This is a genomic window from Acinetobacter sp. YH12135, from assembly GCF_013418565.1.
In the GTDB taxonomy this organism is placed as follows: domain Bacteria; phylum Pseudomonadota; class Gammaproteobacteria; order Pseudomonadales; family Moraxellaceae; genus Acinetobacter; species Acinetobacter towneri.
In genome coordinates this window covers 21,716-43,215 of sequence record NZ_VPBU01000024.1, presented here as the reverse complement: position 1 = coordinate 43,215, position 21,500 = coordinate 21,716, and the positions used below count along the sequence as shown (strand labels likewise).

Genomic DNA, 21,500 nt, shown 5'->3' with positions numbered 1-21,500 from the left:
ACATGCAGCCATCTTCGTTGGCAATGTGAATGCCAAAGCATTAGCACAAACCAGATTGGCTAAATCAGTGCTAGATGCCAGTTGGACAACACTAAGAACCATGCTCAAGTATAAATGCGAGAACGCATGTTATGAAGAAGTCAATGAAGCCTATACCACCCAAATTTGTTCGTGCTGTGGCTCACGCTCCAGTAGTCCGGAAGGTAGAGCAGGACTTGGAATAAGAGAATGGCAGTGTGTGGAGTGCGGTACGCTCCATGATCGGGATGTAAATTCCGCACTGAATATTCTTGCGCTCGGGCATGAGCGTCTAGCAGTAGGAATCTCCGTCCTTTAGGTCGGGGAGGATGTCAATGATTCATCACGACCTACCTATAAGCAAAACATGATAGATACTTAAAATTTTTTATCTTTGATATTTTTATTAAAATCTAATTTTCCAATCAAAATTACAAAATTATTCGTTTTTACAAATTAAACAAGAATAATTATCCTTTAGCTATCCACACAGAAAACGGTCAAAGCAGCAGAAGGAGTATTCACATGAGCCATATTCAAAAATTTGTCGCCAACAATCAACGCATGTTCAAAAAAACTTTAAGCTACTACATCATGCACATCACCGTGGCGATGGTGGTCGGTTATATAGTCACAGGCAATATTTGGATGGCCATTACCTTAAGTTTGGTCGAACCGACAGTACAAGCTGTTGCGTATTTCATTCACGAGCGGATTTGGGAAAAGAAAGCACAAACGCAAGATTCTAAAATTATCGCTTAATGGTTTTATAGATTCTGCTTGTGAATATTCCATTTCAGTTTGAGATCATCTTGGTTGCAGCCCACGATGATCTTTTTTTATCTCTGCTGTATCTCTACAAGATCATCCCGAATGCATAGTTTAAAAATAAGTAGAATTTGTTTTGATTAATTCTAATTTTTTCTAAATAATAAGCACAGTAATAAAAAATCTTTATGGATGGTGCAAATGAATCTTGCAGCCTTTGAAGCCTTTGTTAAAGTCATGGAAACAGGTTCTATTTCTTTGGCAGCAGATCAGTTATTTATTACCCAACCTGCGGTGACCAAACGCATTCACAGCCTAGAAGACTATTTTGGCGTGAAACTCTTTGAATCGGCAGGTCGTGGGGTGCAAGCCACGCATGCAGCACACTCACTATTGCCCAAAGTCAAAAACTGGCTGAATGAACTGGGCGATATTCACCACACCCTCAGTCATGAGCAAGGACAGGTTCAAGGCAAACTGAAAATTGGTACCAGTCATCATATTGGTTTGCACCATTTACCCAATCATTTGCGTGAATATGTGCAGGAATTTCCCAACGTCACGCTAGATGTGCATTTTGTCGATTCCGAACAGGCGCATGAACAAGTTTTGGCGGGCGATTTAGAACTGGCTTTTCTGACCTTACCGCCCAAATTAGATGAACGTCTGTCTTATGTCACCATTTGGAATGATCCATTGGTGTTTGTGGTCGCATCTTTTCATCCGCTTGCACATCAGAAAAACCTGCAATTGACCGATTTACTCGCCTACCCTAGTTTGTTGCCTGCCGCGCAAACCTATACCAGTCAAATCACTTTGGCAGAGTTTGAAAAGCAAGGTGTTAAACCTAAAGTCACCATGAGCAATAATCCGCTAGAATCTATTCGGATGTTGGTGTCAATTGGTTTGGGATGGTCTGTTTTACCTAAAACTTTGGTCAATCAAGACTTACAACAGTTAGATATTGACTTAGAAATGAACCGTCAATTAGGCATGGTATGGCATCCGGGACGAACGCAATCACGCGCTGTTTTAGAATTGATTGAGATGATGAAACACTAAAAGATTAATCGTTTCTTTTGAATGAAAAACACCCTCAGACACGATTGTACTGAGGGTGTTTTTTTATTGGCTCAACTTGGACACAAGTGAAGTCTTAACGACTCACCGAATCTTCATGCAAAGATTCATTCAATTGGTCTACCACAATTGCCCATGAACCATCCGATTTCATTTTTTCGACGATAAACTGACGCTGTGCTTCCGTCCAAAATTCTGCCTCGGCAATTGTTGTTTCTGCATTCAATTGATGCGTTTCAATAAATTGCTGAATCGCAGCTTCACTGGCATCCAAACCCAGTTGTTCAAATAAATGTGTCATTCTTGGGCGTACACCACTCATTTTTTCACTCCTGATCATTTTTAATTCTTGTCTTACCTTAGCATGCCTATTCTAAAAATGAATGACATAATCCAACATTGCAATAAATAAAAACAAAAAACAAATCAATAAGCTAGTAAAAGCCAAAGTAGCAACACCTCAAAAAAATTCAGACTTAAATTGACCAGTCCTGCACATCCCAACCTTGCTCTTCAGCCAAAGCCTGTAAACGTGCATCAGGATTTACAGCAATGGCGTGATCTGCATATTCCAACAAGAAACGGTCATTAATTGAGTCTGAATATGCCCAAGATTCTGTGACTTCGCGCCCTGCAAGCCACTGCTCCAAACGCACCAACTTGCCTTGTTGATAACACGCAGTATTAATGACTTTGCCTGTATATTTACCATCGACCACTTCGGCATTGGTGGCAATAATTTCACTAATACCAAACTCACGGAAAATAGGTGCAGTAATAAAGTCAGATGTTGCTGTAATCCCCACCAATTCATGCCCTAATTCTTGATGACGCTGAATAGCTTTAAACCCTTCAGGGCGCATTTGTGGACGAATCACCTTTTGCATAAATAGTTCATGCAAATCTGTGAGGTACTGATTGTCGTGCTGGGTTAAAAACTCAAATACAAATTCGTTATATGCAATTGGGTCGAGTTGCCCTGCTTTGTAGTCTTCATAAAACTTGTCGTTCATGGCGCGATGGCGAACAGGATCAACCAAGCCTTCACTTACCAAAAACTCACCCCAAGAATGATCTGAATCAGTATTTAACAAGGTGTGATCGAGATCAAATAGCGCCAATTTCATGAAAATACTCGTAAAAACTGAAATTTAAGAAAAAAATTGTAAATCTATCTCCGCTAGTCGATAGAAATTCGTTAAGATCATAGCAATTTTAACATTATTTACACTTTGCGTTTTCGAGTTGGAGAAAAGAAATCATCATCCCCGAGTGCAAAGTCATAAATTAAACAATATTTAGGTAGCCAAATGATCGACTCAGAAGGTTTCCGACCCAATGTCGGGATCATTTTGGCAAACGAGTTTGGACAAGTTTTATGGGCAAAACGCATTGGTCACAATGCATGGCAATTTCCGCAAGGAGGTATCCAATATGGAGAAACCCCTGAACAGGCACTTTATCGTGAGCTGAGAGAAGAAGTTGGCTTACTGCCCGAACACGTCCAAGTTATCGCGCAAACTAAGGGTTGGCTGCGTTATCGTTTGCCACATCGGTATATACGCACGGATTCAGATCCCGTATGTATTGGTCAAAAACAGAAGTGGTTTTTATTGCAACTGACAGCGTCAGCGCATCATATTCGGCTGAATTTGTCAGACCCACCCGAATTTGATCAATGGCAATGGGTCAGTTACTGGTATCCGCTTGGTCAGGTCGTCAATTTTAAACGTGACGTCTACCGTAAAGCGATGGTGGAATTGTGCAATCAATTGCCCCTGAAAAAACCTTAAAATTTGCATGAAGATGTAGATTTTTTAGCTTATTGTTATAGGGTCATCTGTGGTGTAAAACTGACCTCAAATCATTGATTGGAATATGGAGTAGCGCGTATGTCGAACATGCAACTGGATACCCTTAGACGCATTGTACAAGAAATCAATGCGTCCACCAGTTTGCATGAATCGCTCGATATTATGGTCAATCAGGTCGCAGAAGCCATGCATGTGGATGTCTGCTCGATTTACCTGTTGGATGAACGTAATCAGCGCTACCTCCTCATGGCTTCAAAAGGTTTAAACCCTGAATCTGTAGGACATGTATCTTTACATACCAGCGAAGGTCTAGTCGGACTGGTTGGACAACGTGAAGAAATTGTCAACCTAGACGACGCACCTAAACACGAACGCTTCATGTATTTGGCCGAAACAGGCGAGGAAATTTATAATTCTTTCCTTGGCGTGCCTGTCATGTATCGCCGTAAAGTTATGGGCGTTCTTGTGGTGCAAAACAAGGACAAACAAGACTTTTCTGAAGCCGCAGAATCCTTTTTAGTCACACTTTGTGCTCAGCTTTCAGGTGTCATTGCGCATGCGCATGCCGTGGGCAACATTGATGTGTTCCGCAAACCCAACAACCTGCCTGCCTACAAAACCTTTCAGGGCGTATCAGGTTCGGGCGGGATTGCACTGGGTCGTGCGGTAATTCTGTATCCACCTGCAGATTTGGCGGCTGTACCTGATCGTGAAGCTGAAGACATTAGTGAAGAGTTAGAATTACTAGACAACGCACTAGATGCAGTGCGTCAAGAAATTCAGGCACTAGATGACAAAATGCAGGATGCCTTAATGGCAGAAGAACGCGCTTTATTCAGTGTGTTCCTACGCATGTTGGATGAAAATGCCCTGCCTGCAGAAATTAAAGAACTGATTCGTGAAGGTAACTGGGCACAAGGTGCAGTGCGTATTGTAATTGACAATCACATTGCCCTATTTTCGCAAATGGAAGATGACTATTTACGCGAACGTGTTTCTGACCTGAAAGATTTAGGGCGTCGTATTCTCGCCTCTTTACAAGAAGCCGATGCCAGTCACCGTGAACTGACCGATGAAAGTATTTTAATTGGCGAAGAAATTTCCACAGCAGCTTTGGTAGAACTACCTGTCGATAAAATTGCAGCGATTGTTACCACCGAAGGCGCAATGAATTCTCACATGGTCATTGTGGCACGTGCTTTGGGTATTCCAACCGTAGTTGGCGTAACTGAATTGCCCATCAACAGCCTAGACGATGTGGAAATGATTGTAGATGCGCACCAAGGTCGGGTGTTTATCAACCCGCCACGTCGCATGCGGACGCGCTATAAAGAAATTCAAAAAGAAGAAGAACAGATTGCCAAAGACCTCAAGCAATATGAAACCAAAGACGCGATTACCCCTGACGGCGTAGCGGTAAAATTGTATGTCAATACAGGCTTGATGATTGACGTAGTGCGTGGCGTACAACGCGGTGCTAAAGGTGTTGGTTTATATCGTTCTGAAATTCCATTTATGCTACGTGACCGTTTCCCGGGCGAAGAAGAACAGCGTGCTATTTACCGCCAACAGCTCAGTCACTTTGCCAACAAACCTGTGGTGATGCGTACGCTAGATATTGGCGCAGACAAGGACTTGCCGTACTTTTCGATTGAAGAAGAAAACTCAGCCTTGGGTTGGCGCGGGATTCGCTTCACGCTAGATCATCCTGAAATTTTTTCTTCGCAAATTCGTGCCATGCTCAAAGCCAGTATTGGTTTGAATAATCTGCATATTTTGCTGCCAATGATCACCAGTGTCAGCGAGGTTGAAGAAGCCTTGTATTTGCTAGATCGTGACTTGCAAGCAGTGCAGGAAGAAGAACAGGTTAAAATCACCAAACCGAAAATTGGCATTATGGTAGAAGTACCGAGTGTGCTGCTGCAAATTGATGAATTTGCCCCGTTGGTGGATTTTTTCTCGGTAGGATCAAACGATTTAACCCAGTATTTATTGGCAGTGGATCGTAACAATCCGCGTGTGGCCAACGTCTATTCACACTTTCATCCTGCAGTACTGCGCGCCTTAACCCGCTTGGTGAAAGAATGTCATAAATATGACAAGCCTGTGAGCGTTTGTGGCGAAATGGCAGGAGATCCGCTGTCTGCGGTAATTCTGATGGCAATGGGCTTTAATACCCTGTCGATGAGCTCAAGTAATATCTTGCGGGTGCGTAAAGCAATTTGTCATGTACCAATGACCGATGCACAACATTTATTAGATCAGGCGTTAAAAATGAATAATCCGCTGATGGTGAAAAGTCTGATGGAATATTATTTTAAAACCCATGGCTTGGGCGATATGGTGAAACTAGCGACACGTATCGTATCTCCATAAAACTTAGTTTAAGCCTCAAGCAACACACCATTCACTCCAAAAACAACAAGGGCGATAATCATCGGAATATCGCCCTTGTTTGTGTTTGCTATAGCCTCGTTTGGCATTTTTCTTACGGTCTACAAAAACCTGACTTTTGTTGACCTCGTGCATGTGCTTGGCCACAAAGTTATGCTGAATAAGCTCAGGCTGTTTTTTCTTTGCCATTACGCTGTTCCTTTCGGTTGATCATGGAAATGAGCAGTGTCGCTACTCTTTTAGATGGAGATGTTGAGGGAAAATTCAAGCCAATTGCTTCTGCATAACGTGACTATTCTCTCACCAATGTTCCATATTAAATTGGGAAGCCGATCATACGCTTTTTTGTACATTTTACAAGCGATTTTCACTCAATAGTGCTAAGATAAAAAGAAGGGTAAATAAATTATTGCCGCCACTTTATCAGATTTTTCTGACGGTTATTTTTGAAGGCTATTTTAAAGAACACTCAGCGGCTTTACCCATACAATTATAGCATAAAATTCTAAAAATTTTTATTACTTTTCAAAGACTTATTAGTTATAAAATCCACTAGAAAAACTGCAATGATTGGCTAATATGAATATAGAAGATCAGTTTAACAAGACCATTAAAAACAGGAGTCAAATTCATGATTTATGAAGTTTCTGGAGATATTTTACTGAGCGAAGCACGTGCGATTGCTCACGGTGTTGCCCCTAACGATAACTTTGCAACAGGTTTGGCTTTAAGTCTGCGTGAGCACTGGCCTGCGCTATATAAAGACTTCCGCAACTATTGTCATATTTACCATCCTAAAGCGGGTGAGCAATGGACTTGGGTCAATGCCGAAGGTCAACGCATCGTCAACCTGATGACTCAGGAAGCGGCTTATGACAACGGTTCAAAACCAGGTAAAGCATCGACAGAATACGTCAACCGCACTTTGAAAAACTTAAAACAGTTGATTGAAGAAGAGAAAATTGAAAGCTTGGCGTTACCGCGTCTTGCAACAGGTGTAGGCGGTTTAGATTGGGAAGATGTACGTCCACTCATCTACAAACACTTAGAAGATTTGGATATTCCAATTTACATCTACACTCTATATCAAAAAGGTGTAAAAGCTGAAGAGCCTGCGAAATAAGTTTCGCTGAAGCAATCAGCTTTGCTACAAGCGAGCGTGATTGATCACGACTCGACTGCAATATACGGTTCAATTCACCCGTTTGGTTTTACCAAGCGGGTGAATTTTTTGTGCAGAATCAAGTAGCAAGGGATGCTATGCTGAAAATGCACGCTGCAAGATGGATGCAACATCGACCTGTTTAGGTTTAAGCATACCCACCACTTGCCCATGCAATGCACTATAACGCGACTGAATAAAACCTTCTGCCACAAAACTTGGCGCATAACGCAACAACAAAACCGCTTGTGCCAAAATCACCAAACGGCTCACCAAAACACGTGCCATAAATTGTAAATCGTTGCTGTTCGTGGTCTGCAATAACTGCTGCAAACCATCTAATTCACTGCCCAAAATAGGATGAGTAACGGCGGTGCGAGCAAAATCCTGCAATAACACCTGAATCAGCTCAGGTTCTCGCTGCATAGCGCGTAGTACATCCAGACACATGACATTGCCTGAACCTTCCCAAATGGTATTTACAGGTGCTTCTTTGAAAATACGTGCCATGATGCTGTTATCGACATAACCATTGCCACCAAAAACTTCCATCATCTCACCTGTAAGTTCCACCGCGCGTTTGCAAATCCAGAACTTTGCAGCAGGGGTCATTAAACGCTTCCATGCCAAAGACACAGCATCATCGCTTTCATAACAATGTGCCAAATGAAAACTGAGCTGTACCGCAGCTTCAGTTTCCAAAGCCAAATCTGCCAAGACTGCCTGCATTAATGGCTGATTCGCCAAAGTCTGTCCAAATGCTTGACGTTGTCGAGTATAGGCAAGGCATTGCACCAAGGCTTGACGCAGCATGGCACTACTGCCCACAGCACAGGTTAAACGAGTGTAGTTCGCCATTTCAATAATGGTGGGAATACCGCGCCCTGCTTCGCCAATCATGATGCCCCACGCCTGCTGAAATTCGACTTCAGAACTGGAGTTACTCCGATTTCCCACTTTGTCTTTTAAACGCTGTACCTGAATATTATTTTTTCTGCCATCTTCTAACCAACGCGGTACAAAGAAACAAGCCAAACCATCTTGTTCGGTATTGGCAACCACCAAATGTGCATCACACATTGGTGCAGAGAAAAACCATTTATGACCTGTGAGCAAATAGGCTTGCCCACGCCCTGTTGCTGCGACTGGAATGGCAAGCGTTTGGTTGGTACGTACATCTGAACCACCCTGCTTTTCGGTCATGCCCATGCCCAACCAAATAGATTTCTTTTGTGAAATCGGCACATCACGCGGGTCATATTCATGCGATAACAGTTTTTCGCCCATGCTTGCCCATAATTCAGGTTCACGCTGAATGAGCGGAATACTGCCTAAAGTCATGGAATTTGGACATAAATTGCCACACTCAACCTGTCCCGCCAAATAAAAGCGACTGGCCCAATCGACCCATTTTGCCGTAGATTGCGGTTGTTTAAATGGATGTGCATGCGTGTCAAACTTGCGATTCAGCGCCATCCAGTGATGCCATGCGGGATGAAACTCCACTACATCTTTACGGCGTCCACGTGCATCGAAGGCATGTAAAATAGGCGTATGCCGATTGGCTAAATCGGCATAGTGATAATATTCTGCCGATGCTGCAATATGTCCCAATTCGCTCAGTCGAGTCTGATCTTGACTGCCATAACGGGTTAAAATTTCTTGTAAAACCGTATCGGTTTCAAATAAGTTATAGTCTTGTAATTCATCAAACTGATTTTGAATTTGATGGGTCATCCATGTCTGCATTGTGTCACTCCTAGACAAACGCGATGCTATCATTGCATTTAGTATAGAGAAAAATATGTGCTCAGGTGTTCGGCTTTATTTATGAAAAATTCTGAGGTTCAAGTGCGCCGTAAGCCGCGCCAATCGCGGGCTAAACTGACTCAAGAGGCTTTACAGGAAAGTTTTGTTCGGCTTTTGCATGAACGCTCGGCAGCTGAAATTACCATTCGTGAAATTACTAATTTGGCAGGTGTCGGTTTAGGCACTTTTTATGAATACTTTGCCAAGAAAGAAGATTTACTGGCATTGACGATTCACCTGCAAGTCAAACAGCATGCAGAACACTTAAAAAGTTATGCCCAACAGCAACTTGAGTTATCCACAGTTGTTGAAATAAACCGCTATATTGCAACCATCATTCAGTTTCAGCTTCAGCAAATTCAGGCACAACAATGGCTTTGGGCGCAGACTTTTTTACTGGAACGGCAGGTATCACACATTGAAACTTACCAAAAAAGTTACAGCATGATGCTACAGATGTGGCAACAGATTTTCGCACCTGTCATACACAATGCCGAACAACAACTGCGCCTTGCTTTGAATCTGCATCGCATCAGTTATGGTTTTATTTCGCAAAGTTTATTAATCAATCCACATTATCAAGATTGGGATGCCTTGCACACCGATATTTCATTGGCGATTCAACCGTTTTTAGCAGCAGTTTCAGACATTTAGTGCAGCAAAACTGATTATTTAGTTTACAAAGATCTATCGAATACACCAATCATAAACAATAAATTTATCTATTTGTAAAATTATAAAAATCGTTTTACATTAAAATGGTGAGATTTGAAAAGCTTTCATCTACAAAGCCCGATCTGCATGGTATTGTGGTGTTGTAGTTGATTTTTTAAACAAACAAAACGGTTCATGGCCGCTTGTTTTAGAAGCTAAATTTCTAATACAGCCCACCACATGATGATCACAATAATGGAGAACAATGATGAGCCAAGAGATAAAAAAATGCCCTGTAACGCATTTAACCACCGATGCAGGCGCACCTGTTGTAGATAACCAAAATAGTATGACTGCGGGCGCACGTGGCCCACTTCTTGCCCAAGATTTATGGCTCAATGAAAAGTTGGCAAACTTTGTACGTGAAGTAATTCCTGAGCGTCGTATGCATGCCAAAGGTTCAGGTGCGTTTGGTACGTTTACTGTCACGCACGACATCAGCCAATATACCCGTGCCAAAATTTTCTCTGAAGTTGGCAAAAAAACTGAAATGTTTGCCCGTTTCTCTACCGTTGCAGGTGAGCGTGGCGCTGCCGATGCAGAGCGTGATATTCGTGGTTTTGCCTTAAAATTCTATACTGAAGAAGGCAACTGGGATTTAGTCGGCAACAACACACCAGTGTTCTTTTTCCGTGACCCGCGTCAATTCCCAGACCTGAATAAAGCGGTAAAGCGTGACCCACGCACCAACCTGCGTGATGCAACCAATAACTGGGATTTCTGGACTTTGCTGCCAGAAGCACTGCACCAAGTCACCATTGTGATGTCGGATCGTGGTATTCCTGTCGGTTATCGTCACATGCATGGTTTTGGTAGCCACACCTATAGTTTTATTAATGCCAATAATGAGCGTTTCTGGGTGAAATTCCACTTCCGCACTCAACAAGGCATTCAAAACCTGACCGATGCAGAAGCAGCAGAATTGATTGGTCGTGACCGTGAAAGCAGCCAGACTGACCTTTACAATGCCATTGAACGCGGTGATTTCCCGAAATGGACGCTGTTCGTGCAAATCATGCCTGAACTGGATGCAGAAAAAGTCCCTTATCACCCATTTGACCTCACCAAAGTTTGGCCGAAAGGTGATTATCCACTGATTGAAGTGGGTGAATTTGAACTGAACCGTAACCCTGAAAACTACTTCCAAGATGTTGAACAGGCTGCCTTTGCACCAAGCAACCTTGTACCAGGAATTAGCTACTCGCCAGATCGCATGTTACAAGCGCGTTTGGTCAACTATGCCGATGCTGCACGTTACCGTGTTGGTGTGAACCATTCACAAATTCCAGTGAATGCTGCACGCTGCCCTGTGCACTCAAACCGTCGTGATGGTCAGGGTCGTATGGATGGCAACTATGGCAGCTTGCCACACTATGAGCCAAACAGCTTCCATCAATGGCAAGAGCAACCACAATACCGCGAACCACCGCTAAAAATTCGTGGCGATGCAGATTTCTGGGATTATCGTGAAGATGATAGCAACTATTTTAGCCAGCCGCGTGCCTTGTTCAATTTAATGAACCCTGAGCAAAAACAAGCACTGTTTGATAACACGGCACGTGCGATGGGTGATGCTTTAGACTTTATTAAGTATCGTCATATTCGTAACTGTTATGCATGTGACCCTGCTTATGGCGAAGGCGTTGCAGCAGCTTTAGGCATGACCGTTGCCGATGCGCAAGCAGCACGTGCCAGTGACCCTGCACTTGGTCAGCCTGGCGTACTGTAATCTTTGTAGTTAAAGATCAAGTCAGTCTAAACAGCAAGACTTTAAACACCAAAACAAAGCCCCTATTTCGATAGGGGCTTTGTGTTCTATATCTATCATTGCCACTTTTCAGTAGCGTGAAAAGTAGCGCATCACTTTTATTTAAGGTCAAGTTTTTAAAAGATTAAACAATCAACTTCTTACCTTCACGAATACAATAAAACGGATTCATTAATTTAGATGAACGCTTCATGGCATGATGCAAGTCTGCCTCTGGTTGCTCACGCCCTTCATTGGTCAGCTCAAAAGTGCGGTAATGAATGGCCAAAGAACATTTGGAATGTAAATCTTTATGGGCCTGAAAGGCATCTTCAGGGTTCATATGCATATAACGCATCAGATTCCGTGGCTCGTAAGAACCTATAGGTAAAAGTGCCACACGTGGTGCGCCCATACGGGTTTGAATTTCTTTAAAGTGTGGCGAATAACCCGTATCACCCGCAAAGAAGCAATGATCTTGCCCATGTAAAATAGAAAAACCACCCCATAACGCCATGTTCTGATCGCGTGCGCCACGTCCAGAACCATGTTGTGCAGGAGTGTACACAATTTTCAACTCTTTAAACAAAGCCGACTGCCACCAATCCATTTCAATCACATGCAAGTCTGGTGGTAAATACCAAGCATTGCCCAAACCTGTATAAATAGGCATGGCAAATTGATGATTCAGCCATTTTAAGGTGGCTAAATCCATGTGGTCATAATGGTTATGGCTCAAGAAGACGGCATGAATGGTCGGTAAATCTTCCAGTGCAATCCCTGCAGGACAGGCACGTTTAGGCCCTCGCCCCTGTTTCGGACTGGCATGCTCTGCCCAGACTGGATCGGTTAAAAAGTTATACGGTCCAATTTGAATCAGCACCGTTGCATGCCCCACAAACCAAACTTGCCAATCATCCAAACTGGCGTGTGGACGTAATTGTGGCAAAGCACTTGGCGCTGTAAAAAATTGCTGTGCTTCTTGTTGCGGATTGACATTCCAACTGTTCGATTTGCGTTTTAGCAACCATTTCAATAAATCAGTTTGGTTGCGCCCCTCAGGACACGCAATCGGATTAAAAAACTGCGCTCCATCATAATGATTTGAAGGCAAAAACTGTAGCTTGGGTTTACGCCAAGTATGCGACCAACAGGCTTCCGTTGGCAGTTGAAAATGCTTTTGTTCCACGTTGTTCATGTAAGCCCAATAATATATAGCGCATCTACCATGATGCTTTTTATCCTGATCTGTTCAGAAAAAAACACAGCTTTGGTTCATGTGTTGACTCTATCACGCATAGTAGCGAAATCAAGCAGGCAATTTCCTTTATGTTTTTGTTGTTTTGAGAAAAAAGTCGTATCGACAGCGGGTTAATGATCGGAAATTTACACCTCAGATAAACGAGGCTTTAGAAAAACCTAAACACGGGTATAGCAATGCGGGCTTAGCGTTTAGCAAAATATTGTTCGCGCCATTCTTTCCAGAAATACATCACAATCCCGAACATCACCACGGCAATGCCAATAAACGCATTCATGCTGATGTGTTCATTATTTAAGGTCGCACCTAAAATTAACGCGATGATGGGAGTCATCACATTACTTAAAGATACGGTTGAGGCATTTAAACGACGAATCAGCCAGAAATAACACAGCATGGCGACAATAGACGACATGATCATGGTAAATACAAAACCAATCATGGCTTGGCTGCTTGGCATTTGAGTCGGGAAATGCGACCAAATAAAGGGAATTAATAACAATGACCCTGCCGATGATACCAATAAAGAACCTGTGGCTTGTGACATCGGCTTTAAAGGAGCATTGATTTGTTTGACCCAAAAAATTGAGCTGATATAGGACAGCATACTGATAAACATCAACACCACGCCCCATGGATTCACTTTGCTGTCGGCAGAGTCTGCAAAGACAAAGCTGAGTCCTGCAATCGCAATTGCCATACCTGTCCACTGTAAGGCAATCAATTTTTGTGTGCGTAAAATCACATGACCAATCAAGCCTGCGATTAAAGGAGAAAAGCCAAAAATCAGCGCCATTAAGCCTGAAGTTAAATAATTGGCAGCCAAGTAAATAAATAGCTGTGCACCAATTAAATTCAGACTACCCGCCAAATAGCTTTTCATTGAGGTGTGATCAAAAGGCAGTGGATCGCGCATGAGTTTGAGCAAGCATAGCGCAATCACGGAAGCCCCAAAGTAGCGGATAATCAAAACCCACATTGGATGAATTTCCTGCACACTCCAGACAATCGCCAATGGCGTGGTCGCCCAGATTAATACCAATAAGGCATAAATACTGGCGGTTACCACAACAGGAGATGTATTCGTATTCATCGCTTGCTCAACATAAAATGGACACTTTTCTTCGGCAGATAAAAAACAGACCCAAGTTGCCTCAGGTCTGTTTTTCATCAGTTCAAGCTTACTTCACCAATTTGCGAAGGTCTTGGCTCACATCTAAATATTTGTCTGCTTCAAAAGCAGCTTGTTTAGCAATCAGCTTTTTCAAGTGACGCATATCTTTGGCTGAGTTGACGGTAATTCCGCCGACAATCACGCCATCGGTCACACCAAACAATACGAATGAAGACTCACTGCGTTTGGAAGCATCCATCTCACCACGCACATGCCATTCTGCTGCTGACATATCTCCTACAAATTGGTAGTTAATGTCGAGTTGATCAGTCCAGAACCAAGCGGGATTGGCTACAGGATGTTCAACGCCCATCACATGACGCGCGAAGATACCTGCTTGCAGGTTAGCATTTTCCCAAGTTTCTACACGGCGATGATTGCCACATTCACGCAGTTGTGACGCGACATCACCCGCGGCATAAATGTCTGGGTTTGAAGTTTGACAGTTTTCATTCACATGCACGGCAAAGTCTGCATCTAAACCTGCTTCAACTGCCAATTGTGCGTTTGGAATAATGCCAATACCGTAAATCACCGCATCGGCACGTAGTTCTTCGCTACCTTCTAGGGTCACGACAATTTCTTCACCATCTAGCTTGCAGTCTGCAATTTGCGTAGACAGACGTACATCAACTCCTGCCAATAACTGCTGTTGCAGTAAAAACTCACTCAAGATGAGTGGTGATGAACGTCCCATCACCATTGGTCCCATTTCAATGACGGTTACCTGACAGTCTTTAAAGCGTGCTGAAGATGCCAACTCTAAACCAATCACACCACCACCAATTAAGATGATGCGACGACCCGCTTGTAATACAGGGACTAAGGCTTGCGAGTCTTCAAGATTACGCAACGTGTAAACGTGTTTACCTAAGGCATCAAAATTTGGCAAGCGACGTGCAGCACCGCCTGTGGCAAGTAACAACTTGTCGTAGGCAATAACCTCACCATTTTGCAATTCAACCGTATGTGCTTCGGCATTGATTTTGCTCACGCCATTGCCACGAATAGTGGTCACACCTAGTTCTGCCAATTTTTCTTCCGACAGAATCTCGATTTTGGTTTCTTCAGGACGCAAAATCACATCTTTAGACAGCGGTGGACGCTCATAAGGCAAATGTGTTTCATCTCCAATTAAGATGATGTTGCCTGCATATTGATTGCCGCGCAGCTCAAGAATGGCACTCGCCCCTGCCTGACCTGCCCCCACAATCACAATTGTTTCTACACTCATGGGCTTAACCTTTTAACTCGGCAGATACGATGCCAAAGCCCGCAATCCACTCACTAATATCTTTATAGCAATGCGTGGTCATTTCATACGCACCCAGTTCATCTAACGCAGCAAAAGCAGCCATCCACGAACGGACTTCCTGACCACCACGACCACCATCTCGACGAATTTCAGCTTCAGTCATGGCTTCCATTGCCGCAAAATCTGCATGCTTGAATTTCTCAAGTAAGGCTTTATCCCACTCTGGGCTAAGTGGCACTGCGACCGATGTATCACCCGCTGCAAGTTTTTGCCCAACAGCGATAATTTTGGCTTGGCGTGCATGACGTGCTTCAGCACTTGGGTTACGCCCTGCTATTAAAAACTCTTCAACTTCAGGTGGCACTGAACCCATTTGTGGTGTTGGTGGATCGTGCGACAGACCACCTGTACCTAAAACAAGAACACGTTCGTTTTCAAGATTTAAAGACTTAATAAACTGCCCCACTGCACGACCCAAAGCAATGGTACGTTTAGTGGTTGGCATTGGTGCAGCAGCACCGTTAATAAATACAGGAATAGTTGGGTAACGGTCTAACTGACCATCGCACAAGAAGTGTAAAGGCTGAGTCACCCCATGATCGGCCTGCATACGATAAGAGTACGCCACATCTACGCCTTCATCCAATACACGACGCACCATAGCCAACGCTTTGTCTTCAGGTACATCAATACGGTCATTGTCTTTGCCGTAGTCCCAGTCACCCGCAGCCGTTGCGCGAATACCCACACAGAAACTTGGCATCAAATCGTAAAAGAAACCATTAAAATGGTCTGGACCAAACGTGATAATTAAGGTTGGATCGTAAGCTTTGACTTCTGCAGCAAGTTGCTCAAAGGCAGCACGAACTTTTTGTTCTTTGGATTGATCTTGCGGTGTTGCAAATTCCATTAAAGGACTGTGCGATGCACAAATGAGTTTAACGGCCATGAGAGACTCCTAAATAAGGAAGGCAGCCCAGAGAAAGGCTGCCGATTCGTCTATTGAATTTAGACTCAATTTTATTCGTCAAAGAAACCTGCGCGTGGTTGACGTAAACCACGAATACCCAGACCACATTCTGCATTGATCAGAACGCCAGTCAGTGGACGGTTATTTTGACGAGATGCTAAGAGCACATAAGAACCTGTCATATCTTCTGGCTCAGGCAAGAAGTTAAGCGGCATACCGCGTGCAATTTTTTCAGGGTCACGCGCATCAAGTAAGCCAAGGTTTTCCTGCCCCAAAGAGGCTGCTCCCTTAATATTGACATTCATTGCTGATGGCGCAACGGCATTGACACGTACTTTGGGTGCCAACTCATAAGCCAACTCTTTCATGATGCCAACACCTGCATGTTTAGATGCAGTGTAAACAGGGCCACCGCCTGAAGAATACAGCGCAGAATTGGATAAGGTTAAGATGATGGAACCTTCAGATTTCACCAATTCATCTAGTGCCGCTTTTGCACCCAAGATCAATGCCTTGGTGTTAATGCCCATGATTTCATCAAAGGCTTTTTCAAGCTGTTCACCAGACGTATTGACGATATCTGCATAATGGTCCCAGATCCCTGCATTGCCAATAAAGCAATCCAGTTTTCCAAAACGCTCCACAGTGGCCTGTACAGCACGGACATTGTCTGCATAGTTGGCAACATCACCAGCGACAGCCACAATTTGATCACCAAAACGTTCTTTTAAGGCATCTACTTTAGATTGTGAGCGCTGTAATACGCCCACATGCGCACCTTCATCAAGGAAGCGTTCTACCAAAGCCCAACCCAAACCAGAACCGCCACCTGTAATCAGTGCCACTTCGCCTTTTAGCCAACCCATGCTTACTCTCCTGCCATTTCTACGTATAACGCGCCATCTTCAACCACCACAGGGAAGGTTTGAATTGGGTCAGTTGCTGGCAAGCATAAAGCTTGACCAGTTTTTAAACAGAAACGTGCAGAATGTAGTGGACATTCAACCGTGCCATCATCTTCAAGATAACCTTCAGACATAGACGCATTACCGTGTGAACAACGGTCATTCATGGCAAAGAACTCACCACCGTTATTGAATACTGCCAGTGCTTCGATACCGTTTACACCGCAGTCCACTTTTAACGCTTCGCCTTCGTCTAATTCGTCAACTTGGCAAACAAAAATCTTATTCATTAGAAGAATACACTCAGGTTGTGTGAGTTATACGTTACTTGGTCAAGCACAATCTTACGGTTGAAAATTTGGAAGCCTAAGCCACCGTCAACACGACGGATTTTGTCATTACGCTTACCACAGTAAATCGTCACGTCTTTCTCTTTTTGAGTACGGTACAGTAAGTAAGTTACGTGTACATCGTATTCACCTTCAACATCTGTTGCTTCAACAATCACGTTGCTAACCATGTGCGTTGTACGTGATGGAGGCTCTTCTGCCCACGCCATACCCGTTTCTAAACGTGCTACACGGCGCTCAAGCAAGTGTTTGTTGTCGTTGAACACCCAAGTGGTGGGTGGCTCAACTGAACGACGACGGTCACGGGTTTGCGCATTTGGTGTAGTACGCAAGGTATAAGAAATATCTTCTGCCATGAGTTCTAACCACTCACGGAATTTCCAGTCGTCCAGCAACTTTGCTTCGCGATACAAGAATTGGCTAACTTCGTGTTGAAGTTCTAAACTGATTTGACTCATTTCACTAGCTCCTTCTCGTATTCGTCAGCTGCTTTTTCAACATCTTCCCATTTTTCATGGATCAGCAAATCTGCCCAACGGCGGTACATACCACGTGCTGCAGTTTCAGAGAAAATGTAGTTGGTAATACCCGGAATACCATCTTCACGGATTTTTTCGTTACCTTTACCCATCTCAACAATCAGTTTGTTTTGACGCGCTTTGTAACCACGTAATACTTTTTGAATTTCAATCCAGTTTTCAGAGTCGTCTTGCTCTAAGAAACCTGCAGGACCGAATGCACGTGTTGCAGAACGCTCAAAAGCGTCTTTCACTTCTTGAGAGGCTTCAGCATCGGCAATACAGAATGCCCATACTTCAGTTTTGTTCGGACCACGTGGGTGCCATACGCGAAGTGTTGCTGTACCGTTCAACCAAGACAAGGTTGGGAACATCGTGTTGTGACCAGCCAAACGTAGGGCACGAACTTCACCTAAACGCTCTTTAACTTCGTCATACGTTTCACGGAAATAGTTAGCAACTTCACCATCTACCCATACGTTTGCATCTGGTTTTTCTGTAAAGAAGAAACCTGAACCATGACCACGTGAACCGTATTGAAGTGCGTCTTTCGCAGTTTCCCAAACAGGACGAGCGGTTTGTGCAGCACCCAATTGTTTACTGCTGTCATCATCTGGTTTTGCACCCAAAACCTGAATGGCAGATGCGTGAGAGAACAATGCGTGGTATTGGTCAGAGGCAAACTGTTCTGCAGCAAATTTCCAGTTACAGTCAATTTCCCACTTGTGTACACCACCAATAATTTCTGTACCACCCGGACGACGATCCACTACGCCATCTAAGTACCAAGCGATATCACCCATGTATTCTTCTAGGTCAGGAGTCGTTTCATCCCAGCAACCGAATACCAAGCCTTTGTAAGACTTCACACGGTTCACTTCCACCAAGCCCCATTGCTCTTTACAAGCACCTTGAGGATAAGCACGTTCTTCTAATGGAATATCTTTGAGTGAACCATCAATACCGTAAGACCAGCCGTGGTATGGGCAAGTAAATGCACGCGTATTACCACAGTCTGCGAAGCTCACACGCATTGAGCGGTGACGGCACTGGTTTAAAAATGCTTTGATTGAACCGTCTTTTTGACGTGCCACAATAATTGGATCTTCACCCATGTAGGTGTTGAAAAAGTCGCCAGCTTTAGGAATTTGGCTTTCATGACACAGGAACAACCACGTACGGCCGAACACGCGTTCAAGTTCTAATTCGTAGATATCTGGATCTGTATAAATAGATGGAGTGATACGTCCATTTTGTGCATCGACCAAAGCGTCGATTTCGCGCACATCAATTTTTCCACTCATGAAAAGCTCTCCTGTGACCAACAACGGCACAAAGTAAATAGACTCAACTTTGGATGGATAATGATTTTTTAGGGACGTTTAGTGAAATATTTTTTTTGTTTCAATTAATAGATTTTATAGATTAATAAAACTTTATATTATGCGATTAAAACATTACACAATGATAAAACCCTATTTATTTCCAAATGACACAATAATTTTCATCTGATGGTTGTTTATAGATTATACTTTTATTAATCTATAGTAAGACATATTTTGAATTAATCTTTGGAATGGCTGTATGGAATTACGTCACCTTCGCTACTTCATTACCGTGGCTGAAGAACTCAACTTCAGTAAAGCGGCACTTAAGCTTTATACGGCTCAACCTTCGCTGAGTCAGCAAATTAAAGACTTAGAAGAAGATGTTGGCGTTAAACTGTTAAACCGTACCAAACGCAAGGTTGAACTGACCGAAGAAGGCGCTGTATTTTTGGAACAGGCTCGCCTGACCCTTGCCCAAGCCGACAAAGCCGTTGCCATGGCACGTCAGGTTTCACAAGCCAAACAGCAAATGCTGCGTATTGGCTTTGTACCGGTGGCGGAAATGAAAATTTTCCCCTTTGTTTTGCCAAACTTACGGGTACAAAACCCAGATTTAAAAATTGAATTGCTCAGTTTGAACAATACCGAACAAATGAAGATGATCAAAAAAGGTGAACTCGACATCACCTTTACCCGACACAATATCAATAGTGATGAAATTGAAAGTCAGTTTGTGCTACGTGAGCCGCTGATTTTTATTTTGCCTAAAGATCATCCATTAGCAAAATATGAGCGTATTCCTGTTAAAGCTTTAAATGGCGTAGATTTTATTATTCCTGCGGCAGAAGCATCTTATACCTTGCACCATTTGATTGTCGATTTTTCTAAACAACATAATATTGAACTGAATATTGTGCAAAAAGCTGACAACATTTTATTTAATATCAACTCGATTGGTATGGGCTTGGGTTGCACCATTTTACCGGGCTATGTTGCTCCGCTAACCATGGAAAATACCGTCATCCGTCCACTTGATGTAGAACTTCCACATTTAGATTTATACGTCAGCTACGGCAAAAACAGCCATTCCGCTGCGGTACAGAAATTTATGGAACTGCTCACACGTGTGTTCTATTTGGACATCAACCGCGAACAATAATTCTAAAACCACTCGCGTTTTTCAACCTTTCAAAAGTGCTTGCTGCTTGATGTAGTAAGCACTTTTTTTGTGCATCCTAAATGCTAAAACAAAGCTTTAGACTTAAGTCTAAACTTATTTTTTTAATCTTTTTCTGAACTACTGCTCATTCTTACACTCAAACATTCGCATTTTTGCAGTCTGCTTTTTCCTCGCTTCGCTACCACATTACCTGCAAATTACAACTTAAGTCTAATAAGTTAAAATAGGCACCCCATCGCTATTTTCTAAAATTAAGCCGATGATAACAGGCAGTAACACCTTTAGATTGCACATCCAGAAAGGATCAAGAATGATAAAAACACCCTTCAGCAGAATGAAAACAGGGATTCAATATCGTCCTTATTTTTTTATCAGTTTTGTGATTACCATTGTGCTGTATGCTATTTTTCAGACCCTCACTGCATGGTCATGGTCAAGCTGTTTATTGATTAGCTGGAATATCGCGATTTCCTGCTATTTGGTTTTAACCATGCGCAGTTTGTGGCACAGCGATCATGCACATATTTTACAACGTGCCCAACAACAAGATGCCAGCAAATGGCTGATTTTATTCTTGGTATTTCTAACCTTAGTGATGTGCTTTATTGCGATCATTGTCGAGGTGAATTTATTTGCACAAAGTGAGTTTGTGCGCATGGGACATTTTATTTTATCCATTACCACTATTTTATGTGCTTGGTTTTTTATGCACACCATTTTTGCGATTCACTATGCGCATGACTATTATTTGGCACTGCAACAGCAGCAAGAAGGTGGTTTGGATTTTCCCAAGACGTCGCATCCAACCTATCCTGACTTTTTATATTTCAGCTATGTGATTGGTACATCTGCACAAACCGCCGATGTCTCGATTAGCTCACAACCCATGCGGGTACTGAACACGCTACATATTATTTTGGCTTATAGCTTTAATACCACTATTTTGGCAATTTGCATTAACTTGGTCGCGAGCTTTATTCAGCACTAAATTGGGTACATAAAACATCCATAAAAAAGGATGGCAAATTGCCATCCTTTTTTACCTCACTGCGC

General features: G+C 43.1%; 22 protein-coding genes. 10 read left to right on the top strand and 12 right to left on the bottom strand.

Going from position 1 to position 21,500, the window contains the following annotated elements:
- From FTU70_RS12300 to FTU70_RS12290, 3 genes are all read left to right on the top strand, one after another.
- The coding region (locus FTU70_RS12300; protein WP_180060668.1) for a zinc ribbon domain-containing protein at nucleotides 1-337 on the top strand (337 nt) is incomplete at its 5' end.
- 206 nt (nucleotides 338-543) lie between these two features.
- On the top strand, nucleotides 544-780 hold the full coding sequence (locus FTU70_RS12295; RefSeq protein ID WP_004976091.1) for a DUF2061 domain-containing protein: 237 nt from the start codon (nucleotides 544-546) through the stop codon (nucleotides 778-780).
- Between the two features lie 207 nt (nucleotides 781-987).
- Nucleotides 988-1,848 carry a LysR family transcriptional regulator gene (locus FTU70_RS12290; RefSeq protein ID WP_004976089.1) on the top strand — a complete coding sequence of 287 codons (861 nt, stop codon included), beginning with the start codon at nucleotides 988-990 and terminating at the stop codon, nucleotides 1,846-1,848.
- Nucleotides 1,849-1,942: 94 nt separating this feature from the next.
- On the opposite strand, the gene FTU70_RS12285 is transcribed toward FTU70_RS12290, so the two are convergent.
- Nucleotides 1,943-2,188, bottom strand: a complete 246-nt coding sequence (locus tag FTU70_RS12285) for a DUF2789 family protein (protein ID WP_004976087.1) — start codon at nucleotides 2,186-2,188, stop codon at nucleotides 1,943-1,945.
- A 154-nt stretch (nucleotides 2,189-2,342) separates the two neighbouring features.
- The gene (locus FTU70_RS12280) at nucleotides 2,343-2,993 is read right to left on the bottom strand and encodes an HAD family phosphatase (protein ID WP_070155338.1); all 651 of its coding nucleotides are present in this window, start codon (nucleotides 2,991-2,993) and stop codon (nucleotides 2,343-2,345) included.
- 183 nt (nucleotides 2,994-3,176) lie between these two features.
- Here FTU70_RS12280 and FTU70_RS12275 point away from each other — a divergent pair, with 183 nt between their 5' ends.
- Together FTU70_RS12275 and ptsP are read left to right on the top strand one after the other, a co-directional pair.
- Entirely contained in the window at nucleotides 3,177-3,659 is a 483-nt protein-coding gene (locus FTU70_RS12275; RefSeq protein WP_004976084.1) for an RNA pyrophosphohydrolase, read from the top strand.
- A 99-nt stretch (nucleotides 3,660-3,758) separates the two neighbouring features.
- Complete coding sequence (gene ptsP, locus FTU70_RS12270) at nucleotides 3,759-6,056, top strand: phosphoenolpyruvate--protein phosphotransferase (RefSeq protein WP_154321075.1); 2,298 nt, start codon at nucleotides 3,759-3,761, stop codon at nucleotides 6,054-6,056.
- A 15-nt stretch (nucleotides 6,057-6,071) separates the two neighbouring features.
- On the opposite strand, the gene FTU70_RS12265 is transcribed toward ptsP, so the two are convergent.
- The gene (locus FTU70_RS12265; RefSeq protein WP_004976081.1) at nucleotides 6,072-6,263 is read right to left on the bottom strand and encodes a hypothetical protein; all 192 of its coding nucleotides are present in this window, start codon (nucleotides 6,261-6,263) and stop codon (nucleotides 6,072-6,074) included.
- Between the two features lie 442 nt (nucleotides 6,264-6,705).
- Between FTU70_RS12265 and FTU70_RS12260 the strand changes: the two genes are divergently transcribed.
- The gene (locus FTU70_RS12260; protein ID WP_004976080.1) at nucleotides 6,706-7,197 is read left to right on the top strand and encodes a macro domain-containing protein; all 492 of its coding nucleotides are present in this window, start codon (nucleotides 6,706-6,708) and stop codon (nucleotides 7,195-7,197) included.
- Between the two features lie 135 nt (nucleotides 7,198-7,332).
- Here FTU70_RS12260 and FTU70_RS12255 read toward each other — a convergent pair whose 3' ends face one another.
- Nucleotides 7,333-8,985: an acyl-CoA dehydrogenase family protein gene (locus tag FTU70_RS12255; RefSeq protein ID WP_180060667.1), complete on the bottom strand. Its 1,653-nt coding sequence runs from the start codon at nucleotides 8,983-8,985 to the stop codon at nucleotides 7,333-7,335.
- Nucleotides 8,986-9,066: 81 nt separating this feature from the next.
- On the opposite strand from FTU70_RS12255, the gene FTU70_RS12250 reads away from it, so the two are divergent.
- Nucleotides 9,067-9,699, top strand: a complete 633-nt coding sequence (locus tag FTU70_RS12250) for a TetR/AcrR family transcriptional regulator (RefSeq protein WP_131261060.1) — start codon at nucleotides 9,067-9,069, stop codon at nucleotides 9,697-9,699.
- A gap of 268 nt (nucleotides 9,700-9,967) precedes the next feature.
- The gene (locus tag FTU70_RS12245) at nucleotides 9,968-11,488 is read left to right on the top strand and encodes a catalase (protein WP_026437976.1); all 1,521 of its coding nucleotides are present in this window, start codon (nucleotides 9,968-9,970) and stop codon (nucleotides 11,486-11,488) included.
- Between the two features lie 163 nt (nucleotides 11,489-11,651).
- Here FTU70_RS12245 and FTU70_RS12240 read toward each other — a convergent pair whose 3' ends face one another.
- From FTU70_RS12240 to hcaE, 8 genes are all read right to left on the bottom strand, one after another.
- A complete protein-coding gene (locus tag FTU70_RS12240; protein ID WP_180060666.1) occupies nucleotides 11,652-12,704 on the bottom strand; it encodes an MBL fold metallo-hydrolase in 1,053 nt (350 codons plus the stop codon).
- A gap of 247 nt (nucleotides 12,705-12,951) precedes the next feature.
- Complete coding sequence (locus FTU70_RS12235) at nucleotides 12,952-13,860, bottom strand: DMT family transporter (protein ID WP_179991223.1); 909 nt, start codon at nucleotides 13,858-13,860, stop codon at nucleotides 12,952-12,954.
- 88 nt (nucleotides 13,861-13,948) lie between these two features.
- A complete protein-coding gene (hcaD, locus tag FTU70_RS12230) occupies nucleotides 13,949-15,175 on the bottom strand; it encodes a 3-phenylpropionate/cinnamic acid dioxygenase ferredoxin--NAD(+) reductase subunit (RefSeq protein ID WP_180060665.1) in 1,227 nt (408 codons plus the stop codon).
- A gap of 4 nt (nucleotides 15,176-15,179) precedes the next feature.
- On the bottom strand, nucleotides 15,180-16,145 hold the full coding sequence (locus tag FTU70_RS12225) for a 3-carboxyethylcatechol 2,3-dioxygenase (RefSeq protein ID WP_180060664.1): 966 nt from the start codon (nucleotides 16,143-16,145) through the stop codon (nucleotides 15,180-15,182).
- Nucleotides 16,146-16,216: 71 nt separating this feature from the next.
- Nucleotides 16,217-17,032, bottom strand: coding sequence for a 3-phenylpropionate-dihydrodiol/cinnamic acid-dihydrodiol dehydrogenase (gene hcaB / locus FTU70_RS12220; RefSeq protein ID WP_168460356.1), 816 nt, complete (start codon nucleotides 17,030-17,032; stop codon nucleotides 16,217-16,219).
- Between the two features lie 2 nt (nucleotides 17,033-17,034).
- Entirely contained in the window at nucleotides 17,035-17,361 is a 327-nt protein-coding gene (hcaC, locus tag FTU70_RS12215) for a 3-phenylpropionate/cinnamic acid dioxygenase ferredoxin subunit (RefSeq protein WP_004976057.1), read from the bottom strand.
- On the bottom strand, nucleotides 17,361-17,879 hold the full coding sequence (gene hcaF, locus FTU70_RS12210) for a 3-phenylpropionate/cinnamic acid dioxygenase subunit beta (RefSeq protein WP_180060663.1): 519 nt from the start codon (nucleotides 17,877-17,879) through the stop codon (nucleotides 17,361-17,363). Before hcaF ends, hcaC begins: the two co-directional genes overlap by 1 nt.
- The gene (hcaE, locus tag FTU70_RS12205) at nucleotides 17,876-19,243 is read right to left on the bottom strand and encodes a 3-phenylpropionate/cinnamic acid dioxygenase subunit alpha (RefSeq protein ID WP_154321080.1); all 1,368 of its coding nucleotides are present in this window, start codon (nucleotides 19,241-19,243) and stop codon (nucleotides 17,876-17,878) included. Before hcaE ends, hcaF begins: the two co-directional genes overlap by 4 nt.
- 280 nt (nucleotides 19,244-19,523) lie before the next feature.
- Here hcaE and hcaR point away from each other — a divergent pair, with 280 nt between their 5' ends.
- Both hcaR and FTU70_RS12195 read left to right on the top strand, forming a co-directional pair.
- Entirely contained in the window at nucleotides 19,524-20,426 is a 903-nt protein-coding gene (gene hcaR, locus FTU70_RS12200) for a DNA-binding transcriptional regulator HcaR (RefSeq protein ID WP_180060662.1), read from the top strand.
- A 331-nt stretch (nucleotides 20,427-20,757) separates the two neighbouring features.
- Nucleotides 20,758-21,435, top strand: a complete 678-nt coding sequence (locus FTU70_RS12195; RefSeq protein ID WP_096901303.1) for a DUF1345 domain-containing protein — start codon at nucleotides 20,758-20,760, stop codon at nucleotides 21,433-21,435.
- Nucleotides 21,436-21,500: the final 65 nt, after the last annotated feature.